General features: G+C 67.5%; 13 protein-coding genes and 1 rRNA gene. 13 read left to right on the top strand and 1 reads right to left on the bottom strand.

Translation table 11 applies throughout. The features are described 5' to 3' along the window. Nucleotides 1-19 precede the first annotated feature (19 nt). The 7 genes from rrf (at nt 20) to recN (ending at nt 5,777) form a co-directional block, all read left to right on the top strand. Nucleotides 20-133 (top strand): 5S ribosomal RNA (gene rrf, locus VFH65_RS06510). A 102-nt stretch (nt 134-235) separates the two neighbouring features. Continuing rightward, nucleotides 236-1,060 carry a tetratricopeptide repeat protein gene (locus VFH65_RS06505; protein ID WP_353320336.1) on the top strand — a complete coding sequence of 275 codons (825 nt, stop codon included), beginning with the start codon at nt 236-238 and terminating at the stop codon, nt 1,058-1,060. Nucleotide 1,061: 1 nt separating this feature from the next. Further along, nucleotides 1,062-2,084: an HAD-IIA family hydrolase gene (locus tag VFH65_RS06500; RefSeq protein ID WP_353320335.1), complete on the top strand. Its 1,023-nt coding sequence runs from the start codon at nt 1,062-1,064 to the stop codon at nt 2,082-2,084. Between the two features lie 8 nt (nt 2,085-2,092). Then, the gene (locus tag VFH65_RS06495; protein ID WP_353320334.1) at nt 2,093-2,278 is read left to right on the top strand and encodes a hypothetical protein; all 186 of its coding nucleotides are present in this window, start codon (nt 2,093-2,095) and stop codon (nt 2,276-2,278) included. Between the two features lie 6 nt (nt 2,279-2,284). Beyond that, nucleotides 2,285-3,094 carry a TlyA family RNA methyltransferase gene (locus VFH65_RS06490; RefSeq protein ID WP_353320333.1) on the top strand — a complete coding sequence of 270 codons (810 nt, stop codon included), beginning with the start codon at nt 2,285-2,287 and terminating at the stop codon, nt 3,092-3,094. Then, nucleotides 3,091-4,014 carry an NAD kinase gene (locus VFH65_RS06485; RefSeq protein WP_353320332.1) on the top strand — a complete coding sequence of 308 codons (924 nt, stop codon included), beginning with the start codon at nt 3,091-3,093 and terminating at the stop codon, nt 4,012-4,014. Before VFH65_RS06490 ends, VFH65_RS06485 begins: the two co-directional genes overlap by 4 nt. Beyond that, entirely contained in the window at nt 4,014-5,777 is a 1,764-nt protein-coding gene (gene recN, locus VFH65_RS06480) for a DNA repair protein RecN (protein ID WP_353320337.1), read from the top strand. The genes VFH65_RS06485 and recN overlap by 1 nt, the downstream gene beginning before the upstream one ends. 4 nt (nt 5,778-5,781) lie before the next feature. Here the strand turns inward: recN and VFH65_RS06475 are convergent, their stop codons facing one another. Then, nucleotides 5,782-6,357 (bottom strand): TetR/AcrR family transcriptional regulator, encoded by a 576-nt coding sequence (locus tag VFH65_RS06475; RefSeq protein WP_353320331.1) that lies wholly within the window; start codon nt 6,355-6,357, stop codon nt 5,782-5,784. Nucleotides 6,358-6,388: 31 nt separating this feature from the next. On the opposite strand from VFH65_RS06475, the gene VFH65_RS06470 reads away from it, so the two are divergent. The 6 genes from VFH65_RS06470 (at nt 6,389) to xerD (ending at nt 12,463) form a co-directional block, all read left to right on the top strand. Then, on the top strand, nt 6,389-6,769 hold the full coding sequence (locus VFH65_RS06470) for a VOC family protein (protein WP_353320330.1): 381 nt from the start codon (nt 6,389-6,391) through the stop codon (nt 6,767-6,769). A gap of 92 nt (nt 6,770-6,861) precedes the next feature. Further along, nucleotides 6,862-8,046, top strand: coding sequence for a putative cytokinetic ring protein SteA (gene steA, locus VFH65_RS06465; RefSeq protein ID WP_353320329.1), 1,185 nt, complete (start codon nt 6,862-6,864; stop codon nt 8,044-8,046). A 38-nt stretch (nt 8,047-8,084) separates the two neighbouring features. Continuing rightward, nucleotides 8,085-9,026 (top strand): copper transporter, encoded by a 942-nt coding sequence (locus VFH65_RS06460; protein WP_353320328.1) that lies wholly within the window; start codon nt 8,085-8,087, stop codon nt 9,024-9,026. Nucleotides 9,027-9,145: 119 nt separating this feature from the next. Further along, the gene (locus tag VFH65_RS06455; protein WP_353320327.1) at nt 9,146-10,906 is read left to right on the top strand and encodes a CTP synthase; all 1,761 of its coding nucleotides are present in this window, start codon (nt 9,146-9,148) and stop codon (nt 10,904-10,906) included. Continuing rightward, entirely contained in the window at nt 10,899-11,516 is a 618-nt protein-coding gene (locus VFH65_RS06450) for an NUDIX hydrolase (protein ID WP_353320326.1), read from the top strand. Before VFH65_RS06455 ends, VFH65_RS06450 begins: the two co-directional genes overlap by 8 nt. Further along, nucleotides 11,516-12,463 (top strand): site-specific tyrosine recombinase XerD, encoded by a 948-nt coding sequence (gene xerD / locus VFH65_RS06445; RefSeq protein WP_353320325.1) that lies wholly within the window; start codon nt 11,516-11,518, stop codon nt 12,461-12,463. Before VFH65_RS06450 ends, xerD begins: the two co-directional genes overlap by 1 nt. Nucleotides 12,464-12,517 lie beyond the last annotated feature (54 nt).

Raw genomic sequence — 12,517 nt, 5'->3', positions numbered from 1 at the left:
AAAAACGAGTGAATAAAGTTACGGCGGTAACAGCGACAGGGAAACGCCCGGACCCATCCCGAACCCGGAAGCTAAGCCTGCCAGCGCCGATGATACTACCCAACCCGGGTGGAAAAGTAGGACACCGCCGAACACAAATTAGGATCACCCCCCACAATTGCGTGGGGGGTGATTCTATTTACGACAATTGTTTCTCGAATTCTCAATTGTCGTGTGATCGGGTAGAAAGGCATACGTGGACAGGCACGGCGGCGGTGGAGACGAACGGCGTCCTAGGCGTGGATCCAACGCCGGCACGCCGCGACGGGGGCCACGCGATCAACGCTCGGCGCCACCGACATCGGGCCCGGACCGTGCCCGCCGCGCACAACCTCAATCCGATCGTGAGGCGCCACAGCACGAAGGTCCGCGTATTCCTCCGGAGATCGAAGCCAAACAACTATCGCCCGAAATCCGCGGCGAACTCACGACTTTGGATCGCAGCACAGCCGATGTCGTCGCTCGACATCTCGTGGCGGCGGGCGATCTTCTCGACCAGGACCCCGAGGCAGCGTTGGCGCATGCCCGCGCCGCACGCGCCCGTTCCGGCCGAATCGCTGCTGTGCGGGAAGCCGTCGGCATCGCCGCGTACCACTGCGGCGACTGGGCGCAGGCGCTCGCCGAGTTGCGGGCCGCGCGCCGGATGGGAAGCAAGTCACCGCTGCTGCCGTTGATCGCCGACTGCGAACGCGGCGTCGGCCGTCCAGAACGCGCCATCGAGCTGGCCCGCAGCCCCGAAGCGGCGCAGCTCACCGGCGACGACGCCGACGAGCTGCGCATCGTCGTGGCCGGCGCACGCTCGGACCTCGGCCAGCATGAGCAAGCCTTGGCGCTTCTGTCGAGTCCCCAATTGGATCCGAAACGCACCGGCCAGACCGCCGCCCGGCTGTTCTACGTCTACGCCGAAACCCTGCTCGCGCTCGGCAGACAGGACGACGCGCTGCAATGGTTCATCAACACCGCGGCCGCAGATACCGAAGGTGTGACCGACGCCGAAGAACGGATCACGGAGCTCGCCTGACGTGAATACCCTTGCGCAGGACCATGATTGCTTGCTGCTCGATCTCGACGGCACGGTCTTTCGCGGCCATGAACCCACGCCGGGCGCGGTCGAAACCCTCGCCGTGGTGCGGTCGCGCGCGCTGTTCGTAACCAACAACGCCTCCCGCGGTCCCGGAGAAGTCGCACAGCACCTCAGCGCCATGGGCTTCACCGCCAAGCCCGACGACATCGTCACCAGCGCCCAAAGCGCCGCCCGCCTCCTACAGGAGCAGCTGCAGCCCGGTGCGGCGGTTCTCATCGTCGGCACCGAATCGCTGGCCGCCGAAGTACGAAACGTGGGCCTCAAACCGGTCCGGGAGTGGTCGGACGGGCCGGTCGCAGTGGTGCAGGGACATTCGCCGCAGACGGGCTGGCCCGACCTCGCTGAAGCTGCCCTCGCAATCCGCGGCGGCGCACTGTGGGTCGCGGCCAACGTCGACCTGACATTGCCGTCCGAGCGGGGACTTCTGCCTGGTAACGGCTCGATGGTCGCCGCCCTGCGCGCAGCCACCGACAGCGAGCCGCAGGTCGCCGGCAAGCCGGAGCCGACCCTGTTGACGGATGCATTGGCCCGGGGAGATTTTCACAACCCACTGGTCGTGGGCGATCGACTCGACACCGACATCGCCGGCGCCAACGCGGCCGGCCTGCCCAGCTTGCTCGTACTCTGCGGCGTCAATACCGCCGGCGACGCCGTGCGCGCGACAGTAGGTCAGCGGCCCAATTACATTGCCGCCGACCTCCGCTCGTTGCATGTCGGCGCGGACAGCCTGCGCGTCGGCCCGCACCCGGCGTGGCACGTCGACGTCGGCCCCTCGGCCGTGACCGTGCAGTCAACCGGCCGGGACCCGGAAGATCCGCTGTCGGTGGTCCGCGCCACGGCCAGCGCGGTGTGGAACGTCAGGCACGATGCGCGGGCCCTCACACTCCTGGCGGGTGACGACACCGCGCGACAGGCCATGGAGCGCTGGTCCATGCTCACCCCCGCGAATCGACTAGCGTGATTACCGCTATGAGTACCGACCCTGACCAGATACGCGCCCAGATCGCGGAACTGCTGGCTGACGTGCCCGATCCTGCGGCGGAGGACTCGAACTTCGCCGCCCTCGCCGATTCCGACATCGACACCATCGCGGCTCGGCTCGAGGAGGCGCACGAGCTGCTGGTGCGTGCGCTGGAATCGGTCGAGAAGGGCTGACCACACGTGACCCGGCGGGCTCGTGTTGACGCCGAGCTGGTCCGACGCGGCCTCGCACGCTCGCGGCAGCAGGCCGCGGAGCTGATCGGGGCCGGTCGCGTCAGCATCGACGGCATGCCGGCGGCCAAACCCGCGACGGCCATCGCCGTCAGCGCCGCTCTCACCGTCGAAGGCGCCGATGAACGCAATTGGGTGTCGCGCGGCGCCCACAAATTGATCGGTGCCCTTGAGGTGTTCGGGCTGGCGGTGGACAACCGCCGCTGTCTGGACGCCGGCGCCTCGACCGGGGGTTTCACCGAGGTGCTGCTCGATCGTGATGCCCGCGAGGTGGTCGCGGTCGACGTCGGCTACGGCCAGCTGGCCTGGTCGCTGCGCAACGACCCCCGCGTCACCGTCATGGAACGCACCAACGTCCGTGAGCTGACCGCCGAGGCAATCGGCGGGCCGGTAGATCTGGTGGTGGCCGACTTGTCGTTCATCTCGTTGTCGACGGTATTGCCCGCTCTGACGTCGTGCGCGTCGGAGAACGCCGATATCGTTCCCATGGTGAAGCCGCAGTTTGAGGTCGGCAAGGATCGGGTGGGCGCGGGCGGAGTGGTCTCCGACCCGCAACTGCGCGCGGACGCGGTGCTCACCGTCGCCCGCCGCGCGGCCGCGCTGAATTGGCACACCGTCGGCGTCACGGCCAGCCCGTTGCCCGGCCCGTCCGGCAACGTCGAATACTTCCTGCACCTACGTTCGCGCACCGAAAGCCCTCTGGAGGGCGAACTCCTCGAGGTTGCCGTGCGCCAGGCCGTCGCGGAGGGTCCGCAATGACGTGCGAGCGCACCATCTTGCTGGTGGTGCACACCGGACGCGACGAAGCCACCGAAGTCGCCCGCCGGGTGGAAAAGGTGCTCGGCGACAACGGCATTGGGCTCAAGGTGTTGTCGGCAGAAGCCGTTGACCGTGGCCCGCTGCACCTCGCGCCCGACGACATGCGCGCGCTGGGAGTCGAGATCGAGGTAGTCGACGCCGACGAGCGCGCCGCCGAAGGATGCGAACTGGTACTCGTTCTGGGGGGCGACGGTACGTTCCTGCGCGCCGCCGAATTGGCCCGCAACGTCGAAATCCCTGTGCTCGGTGTGAATCTGGGCCGTATCGGCTTTCTCGCTGAGGCCGAGGCCGACTCGATCGACAGCGTGCTCGACCACGTCATCAACCGCGACTACCGCGTCGAAGAACGCATGACCCTTGACGTCGTGGTTCGCGTCAAGGGTGAGGTCGTGGACCGCGGCTGGGCCCTCAACGAGGCCAGCCTGGAAAAGGGCCCCCGCCTCGGCGTCTTGGGCGCGGTACTCGAAGTCGACGGCCGGCCTGTCTCGGCGTTCGGCTGCGACGGCGTGCTGGTGGCCACCCCCACCGGGTCCACTGCATGGGCGTTCTCTGCGGGCGGACCCATCGTGTGGCCGGACCTCGACGCAATCCTGGTGGTACCCAACAACGCTCACGCACTGTTCGCCCGGCCGATGGTCACCAGCCCGGCCGCCGCCATCGCGATCGAAGTCGAGGCGGGCGGTCATGCCGCCCTGGTGTTCTGCGACGGCCGCCGCGAAATGGCGGTCCCCGCGGGTGGCCGCCTGGAGGTGACGCGCTGCGGCACCCCGCTCAAGTGGGTGCGGCTGGACAGCGCGCCGTTCACCGACCGCCTGGTGCGAAAGTTCCGGTTGCCGGTCACGGGGTGGCGCGGACAGTAGTGCTATCCGAGATCCGTATCGAGTCGCTGGGCGCCATCAGCACCGCCACCGCCGAGTTCGACCGCGGGCTCACTGTGTTGACCGGCGAGACCGGGACGGGCAAGACCATGGTCGTCACCGGCCTGCACCTGCTGGGCGGTGGCCGCGCCGACGCGACCCGGGTGCGCTCTGGCGCTGACCGCGCAGTCGTCGAAGGCCGGTTCACCACAAGCGAACTCGGCAACGGCGTGGCCGCGCAGGTCGACGAGATCCTCGATTCCTCAGGCGCCGAACGTGACGACGACGGCAGTGTCATCGCCGCGCGTTCGGTCAGCCGCGACGGACCGTCGCGCGCCTACCTCGGCGGCCGCAGCGTCCCTGCGAAGTCCTTGAGCACCTTCACCACCGAGCTGCTCACGCTGCACGGGCAGAATGACCAGCTTCGCCTGATGCGGCCCGACGAACAGCGCGGGGCGCTGGACCGGTTCGCCGACGTCGAACGGCAGCTCAAGCGCTACCGCACGGTGCGCGACGACTGGTTGGCGGCTCGCCGTGATCTCCATGACCGCACGCAACGGGCGCGGGAGCTGGCCCAGGAGGCCGACCGGCTCAAGTTTGGGCTCACCGAGATCGACACTGTCTCACCGGAACCCGGAGAGGACGATGCGCTCGTCGACGACATCCGGAGACTGTCGGAGCTCGATGCGCTGCGCGAAGCCGCCCAAACCGCGAAGACCGCGCTGGCCGGGGTACTCGACGGCGATCCGTCGCCCGATCCGGTGTCGGCGGCCGACGGTGTCGGACACGCCAAGTCCGCGTTGGAGGCTACTGACGATTCCGCGCTGCGGGCGCTGGCCGAACAGCTCGCAGGCGCCCTGGCGGTGATCACCGATGTGGCAGGCGAGCTCGGCGACTTCCTCTCGGAATTGCCCAGCGATGCAAGCACATTGGAAACCAAACTGGCCCGTCAGGGCGAGTTGCGCACGCTCACCCGCAAGTACGCCGCGGACATCAACGGCGTTCTGGAGTGGGCACGCGACTCACGCGATCGGCTGGCGCAACTCGATGTGTCGGAGGAAGCGCTCGCCGGCCTGGAACGCCGGGTCGACGAGCTGCAGGCCCAAGTCGTCACCGCCGCAAGCGAACTCACTAAGGCGCGGACCAAAGCTGCCAAAGGTCTTTCGAAGGCGGTGACCGCGGAACTGTCCGGTCTGGCGATGGCAGACGCGGTGTTCACCGTGTCCGTCGCGCCGCTGCCTGCGCGCGCCGACGACTCGGCTCCGGTCACCCTGCCGTCGGGTGCCGTCGTGCACGCCGGCCACGACGGGTTCGACGCCGTCGAGTTCGGTTTCGCCGCCCACCGCGGCACCGACGTGCTGCCCCTGAACAAGAGCGCCTCGGGCGGCGAGCTGTCGCGAGTCATGCTCGCACTCGAGGTCGTCCTGGCCGCATCTGTCGAGGGCACCACGATGGTCTTCGACGAGGTCGACGCGGGCGTCGGCGGTCGCGCCGCGGTGCAGATCGGACGCAGGCTGGCCCGGTTGGCCCGCACCCATCAGGTCATCGTCGTCACGCACCTGCCGCAGGTCGCCGCCTACGCCGACGTGCACCTTGCCGTCGACAGCGGCGGCCGCAACAAGGCCAGCGGTGTGCGCCGCCTCGACGACGACGACCGCGTCGCGGAACTGGCGCGCATGCTCGCCGGGCTTGGCGAATCCGACAGCGGACGCGCGCACGCTCGCGAGTTGCTCGAAGCGGCCCAGAAAGAGCGCACAAGCGAGTGACGGCTCACGGCCCTAGCACGGTGTCGATCAGGGCCGTGATGAACTCCGAGTCGAGCGCGTCGGGGGTCATAAGCCGGCGATAGAACATCGCACCCGACAACGCCGCGGATGCGGCGTCTGCGGCGACGCGCTCCGGAAATTGCCCGCTCGCAACACCTGCCGCGATCGTCTCGGTCAGCCGCCTGCGCCGTCGCGCCGAATACGCGTGGAAGAACTCGCGTACTCCGGGGTCGATGTCGGTCGCATGGATCAGCGCGGGGATGCAGGCGGACACCGGTGAATCGGTGAGCGCACGCGCAAGGTGATTCAGCAACAATTCGACGCGCTCCCGAGCGGTGCCCGCGACAAGCTCGCGGTCCGGGTCGGGTTGCACGTTGAGGGTCTCGAGGGCGTCGGCGATCAGTGCGGCCTTGTCGGGCCAGTGCCGGTAAACCGTGCTTCGGCCGACTCGCGCTCGCGCGGCCACCGCTTCCATCCGGAATCCGGCGTAGCCCACATGCGCGAACTCTTCGAGGGCCGCGCGGCAGATGACGCGTCGCGAGTGGCCGACGCGCGGATCGGGCTGACGACTATAGGACACTTCTGTATCATAACTTGAAGGAGGTGCAATTATGTCCGATATCAGCGTTCGCTACATCGTCGACGATGTCGATGCTGCGGTGGACTTCTACACGTCTCAACTCCAGTTCGAGGTGTCCATGCGCCCGGGTCCGGGGTTCGCGATGCTGCGCCGGGGTGGGTTGCGGCTGCTGCTGAACTCGCCAGGCGGCGGGGGAGGTGCCGGCCAAACACTGGCCGACGGCAGCCACCCAGAACCGGGCGGCTGGAACCGTTTTCAGCTTCAGGTCGACGACCTGGACGATGCCGTCGCGGCCATGCGGAAGGCCGACGTGGACTTTCGTGGCGATGTGATCACGGGACGGGGTGGGCGCCAGGCGCTCATCGTCGACCCGGCAGGCAACCTCGTGGAGCTGTTCCAGCCGTACGATTAGCCCTGTTGCCGGTGTGACAAAAGGTACTTCTGGGGCTGATGTTACGGCGCGCCTCCCAGATTTGGGAGCCGTTCCTCGACAGAATCGGCAGCATGAAGATGTCAGCGCTGCTAACCCGCAATGCCAGCTCACGGCCGGGAATCACCGGCACTGCCCGAGTTGACCGCGACATCGAACGACTGCTGCGACGCCTCAGCCCCGGCGACATCGTCGTCATCGACGCGCTGGACTTGGACCGCATCACCGCGGATGCTCTGGTCGAAGCCAATGTCGTCGCAGTCGTCAACGCGTCGCCGTCGATCTCGGGCCGCTACCCCAACCTCGGACCCGAGGTGCTCGTCGCCAACGGCGTCATGCTGATCGACGACACCGGGCCCGAGGTATTCAAGAAAGTCAAGGACGGGCAGCGCGTCCGGCTCCACGAGGGCGGCGTGTACTCCGGCGATCGCCGCCTGATCCTCGGCGCCGAGCGCACCGACCACGAGATCCACGAACTGATGCACGAGGCAAAGAGCGGCCTCGTCGCGCACCTCGAAGCATTTGCGGGCAACACCATCGAGTTCATCCGCAGTGAGAGCCCGCTGCTGATCGACGGCATCGGCATTCCCGACATCGAAGCCGACCTCAGCCGCCGCCACGTGGTCATCGTGGCAGAGGAGCCCAACGCGGCCGCCGACCTCAAGGCGCTTAAGCCGTTCATCAAGGAGTACCAGCCGGTCCTGGTGGGTGTGGGCACCGGCGCCGACGTGCTGCGCAAGGGCGGGTACCGCCCGGCGCTGATCGTCGGGGATCCGGACAAGATGAGTGCCGAAGTGCTGCGGTGTGGGGCACAGGTGGTGCTGCCTGCCGACGCCGACGGGCACGCCGCGGGGCTCGAACGGATCCAGGATCTGGGCGTCGGGGCGATGACGTTCCCCGCCGCGGGTTCGGCCGCAGACCTCGCTCTGCTGTTGTGCGACCACCACGGTGCGTCGCTGATCGTCACCGCGGGCCACACCGCCAGCATCGAAGAGTTCTTCGATCGCTCACGGCAGCAGAGCAACCCGTCGACGTTCCTGACCCGGCTCAAGGTGGGCGAGAAACTTGTCGACGCGAAAGCCGTTGCCACCCTGTACCGCAGCCGGGTGTCGGGTGGCGCCATAGCACTGCTGGTGCTGGCGATGCTGATCGCGGTGATCGCCGCGCTGTGGGTGTCGCGCGCCGATGCCGCGTTGCTCGACTGGGTCGTCGACTACTGGAACCGGTTCTCGCTGTGGGTTCAGGGTTGGGTCACCTAGGGCGATGAGCGCTTGCGCGAAGAGCAGAAGGTGAAGTCTTGATTTCATTACGTAGCCACGCGATTTCACTCGCGGCGGTATTTCTGGCGCTCGCCATCGGAGTGGCGCTGGGTTCCGGCCTGCTGTCCAACACCCTGCTGTCTGGTCTGCGCGAAGACAAACAGGAGATGCAGAACGAGATCAATACGCTCACCGACGACAAGAACCTGCTCAACGAAAAGCTCAACGCCGCAGGTGAATTCGACGCCCAGATGTCGCCACGCATCCTGCGCGACACACTGGCCGACAAGTCGGTGGTGGTGTTCCGAACCCCCGACGCCAGCGACGGCGACGTCGAGGCGATGAACCGGATCGTGGGGCAGGCCGGCGGAACCGTGACCGGAACGGTGGCGCTGACGCAGGAGTTCGTCGACGCCAACTCCGCCGACAAACTGATGTCGGTGGTCAACTCACCGATCGTGCCTGCAGGGAAACAGCTGAGCACCGCATCGGTGGATCAGGGCTCGCAGGCCGGCGACCTGTTGGGCATCGCCCTGCTGATCAACAAAGACCCGAAGGTGCAGGTGGTCGACGACGCCTCGCGTGACGCGGTGTTGGCCGCGCTGCGCGACACCGGGTTCGTGACGTATGGCAATCAACACATCGGTGCCGCGAACACCGCGCTGATCGTGACGGGCGGGGGACTGGGCGACGACGCCGGTAATCGCGGCGCCACCGTCGCCCGCTTCGCGGCCGGTCTGGCCCCACACGGTGCGGGCACGGTCCTCGTGGGCAGGGACGGCTCTGCGACTGGCACCGCAGCTGTGGCGGTGATCAGGTCTGATGCCGCGCTGAGCGCCGCGGTCAGCACCGTCGACGACGTTGACAGCGAGTCCGGCCGGATCACGACGGCGCTGGCCCTGAGCGATCTGATCAACGGCGGGCGGCCGGGTCAGTACGGCATCGGCCAAGGAGCGTCGTCGGTAACCATTCCGCAATAGTTCCCAACGATGGCGTGTCAGCGACGGGTTGTCGGCGTCGGTGTTAGGGTTGGGTTCCGTGGGTCGGCAGGCCCCAGCTATTCACAGCGAGCCCCTGCCCGTCGTCACGGAGGTTGCTCTTGCCGTCGTTACGCAAGCACCCACAAACCGCCACGAAGCATCTATTCGTAACGGGCGGCGTCGTTTCTTCCCTAGGCAAAGGCCTTACGGCATCAAGCCTCGGGCAGTTGCTGACCGCGCGTGGCCTGCAGGTGACGATGCAGAAGCTCGACCCCTACCTCAACGTCGACCCGGGCACCATGAACCCGTTCCAGCACGGCGAGGTGTTCGTCACCGAGGACGGCGCCGAGACCGACCTCGACGTCGGGCACTACGAACGGTTCCTCGACCGCAACCTGTCGGGCTCCGCGAATGTCACGACGGGGCAGGTCTATTCGACGGTGATCGCCAAGGAGCGTCGCGGCGAATATCTCGGCGACACGGTCCAGGTCATCCCGCACATCACCGACGAGATCAAGAATCGCATCCTGGCGATGGCCCTGCCCGACGCCGATGGCCACCGCCCTGATGTGGTGATCACCGAAATCGGCGGCACGGTGGGCGACATCGAGTCGCAGCCGTTCCTCGAGGCGGCCCGCCAGGTGCGCCACGACGTCGGCCGCGAAAACGTGTTCTTCCTGCATTGCTCGCTGGTGCCGTACATGGCGCCGTCCGGCGAACTCAAGACCAAGCCCACCCAGCACTCGGTCGCGGCACTGCGCAGCATCGGCATCACGCCGGACGCGCTGATCCTGCGCTGCGACCGCGACGTGCCCGAACCGCTGAAGAACAAGATCGCGCTGATGTGCGACGTCGACGTCGACGGGGTCATCTCCACGCCCGACGCGCCGTCGATCTACGACATCCCCAAGGTGCTGCATCGCGAGGAACTCGACGCCTATGTGGTGCGCCGGCTGAACCTGCCGTTCCGCGACGTCGACTGGACGCAATGGAACGACCTGCTCGAGCGTGTGCACGAACCCCACGAAACCGTGCGGATCGCGTTGGTGGGCAAGTACATCGACCTCTCCGACGCCTACCTGTCGGTGGCCGAGGCGCTGCGCGCCGGTGGCTTCAAGCACCGGGCCAAGGTCGAGATGCGGTGGGTCGCCTCCGACGACTGTGAGACCGAGAACGGCGCGGCGGCAGCGCTGGCCGACGTGCACGGTGTCCTGATTCCCGGCGGCTTCGGCATCCGCGGCATCGAGGGCAAGATCGGCGCCATCTCCTACGCCCGCAAGCGCGGACTGCCGGTCCTCGGGCTGTGCCTGGGGCTGCAGTGCATCGTCATCGAAGCGGCCCGCACCGTCGGGCTCACCGAGGCCAACTCGGCGGAGTTCGATCCCAAGACACCGGATCCGGTGATCTCCACGATGGCCGACCAGCGCGACGCTGTCGCCGGCGAGGCTGATCTCGGCGGCACCATGCGTCTCGGCGCGTATCCGGCCGTGCTGGAGCCGGATTCCATTGTGGCGCAAGCATATGGCGCGACGGAGGTGTCCGAGCGGCACCGCCACCGCTACGAGGTCAACAACGAATACCGTGACCGCATCGCGCAGAGCGGGTTGCGATTCTCCGGTACCTCACCGGACGGCCACCTGGTGGAGTTCGTCGAGTACGCGGCCGACGCTCACCCCTTCATCGTCGGGACCCAGGCTCACCCTGAGCTCAAGAGCAGGCCCACCCGGCCGCATCCGCTGTTCGTCGCGTTCATCGGAGCGTCGCTGAACTACAAGGCGGAGGAGCGGCTGCCGGGCATGGATATTCCGGAGCACGCGAACGGTGCCGAGCATCCCGACGAGGTCGGGCAACTGCTGCAAGAGCCCGCGACCCGTGGCTGAACACGATTTCGAGACGGTCGCATCCGAAACTGTTTATGTCGGAAAGATTTTCGCCTTACGCGCCGACGAAGTGCGCATGCCCGGCGGCAACACCGCGCGACGTGAAGTCGTCGAGCACTACGGTGCTGTTGCCGTTCTGGCGATGGACGACGACCGCAACGTCATCCTGGTCTACCAGTACCGGCATCCGTTCGGCCGGCGGCTGTGGGAGCTGCCCGCGGGCCTGCTGGACCTGGGTGGTGAGCCGCCGCACATCACCGCGGCGCGTGAGCTGAAGGAAGAGGCCGGGCTCGCGGCGACCACCTGGCACACGCTCGTCGACTTGGACTCGGCGCCCGGCTTCTCCGACGAGAGCGTGCGGGTATATCTGGCGACCGGGCTGACCGATATCGGACGGCCGGAAGCCCACGACGAAGAAGCCGATCTCACGTTGCGGTGGGTGCCACTCGACGAAGCCAGGCAAATGGTGCTCTCCGGTGAGATCGTCAATTCCATTGCGGTGGGCGGGATTCTGGCCGCACACACGGTCACCGACGTGACCTCACTGCGGCCCGTCGATGCACCGTGGACCGACCGGCCGACAGCCTTTGGGCGCCGGAAGGGCCACTGATGACGACCTTCCGGGTCGCCCTCGATGATCAACTGCAGGGGTACCTCGACCACCTGACCATCGAACGCGGAGTGGCCGCCAACACGTTGAGCTCCTACCGCCGGGACCTGCGCCGCTACGGCGAGCATCTGTCGTCGCGCGGCATCGACGATCTGGCCAAGGTCACCGAGGTCGACGTCAGCGACTTCCTGGTCTCGCTGCGCCGCGGCGATCCCGACGCTGGCACCACCCCGCTGTCAGCGGTGTCTGCGGCCAGGACGCTGATCGCGGTGCGGGGGCTACACCGCTTCGCTGCGTCCGAGGGACTCACCGACCTCGACGTCGCCCGCGCGGTCAAGCCGCCGACCCCGAGCCGGCGTCTGCCCAAGAGCCTGACCGTCGACGAGGTGCTGGCGCTGCTGGACGGCGCCGGCGGCGACAGCGAGGTCGACGGCCCGCTGACACTGCGCAACCGGGCGCTGCTGGAGTTGTTGTATTCGACCGGGTCGCGGATCTCCGAGGCGGTCGGGCTCGACGTCGACGACGTCGACACCACCGCGCGGTCGGTGTTGCTGCGCGGCAAGGGCGGCAAGCAGCGACTGGTGCCAATAGGCCGGCCCGCGGTAACGGCTTTGGACGCCTACTTCGTCCGCGGACGCCCGGATTTGGCTCGTCGCGGCAAGAGCACCCCGGCGATCTTCCTCAACGCGCGCGGCGGGCGGCTGTCGCGCCAGAGCGCATGGCAGGTGCTGCAGGACGCGGCCGAACGCGCCGGCATCAAATCCGCGGTGTCGCCCCACGTGTTGCGGCACTCGTTCGCGACCCATCTGCTCGACGGCGGCGCCGACGTCCGCGTGGTGCAGGAGTTGCTCGGCCACGCATCGGTGACGACGACGCAGATCTACACCATGGTCACCGTGAATGCGCTGCGAGAGGTGTGGGCGGGGGCTCATCCGCGGGCACGCTGAACGCCCTGGTGCCGTCGATCGTTGGAGTCGGGTATGAGCGAGCACCACGCCGTC

This window comes from Mycobacterium sp. (assembly GCF_035697385.1).
Classification (GTDB): Bacteria; Actinomycetota; Actinomycetes; order Mycobacteriales; family Mycobacteriaceae; genus Mycobacterium.
This window is presented reverse-complemented; position numbering and strand designations above follow the sequence as displayed.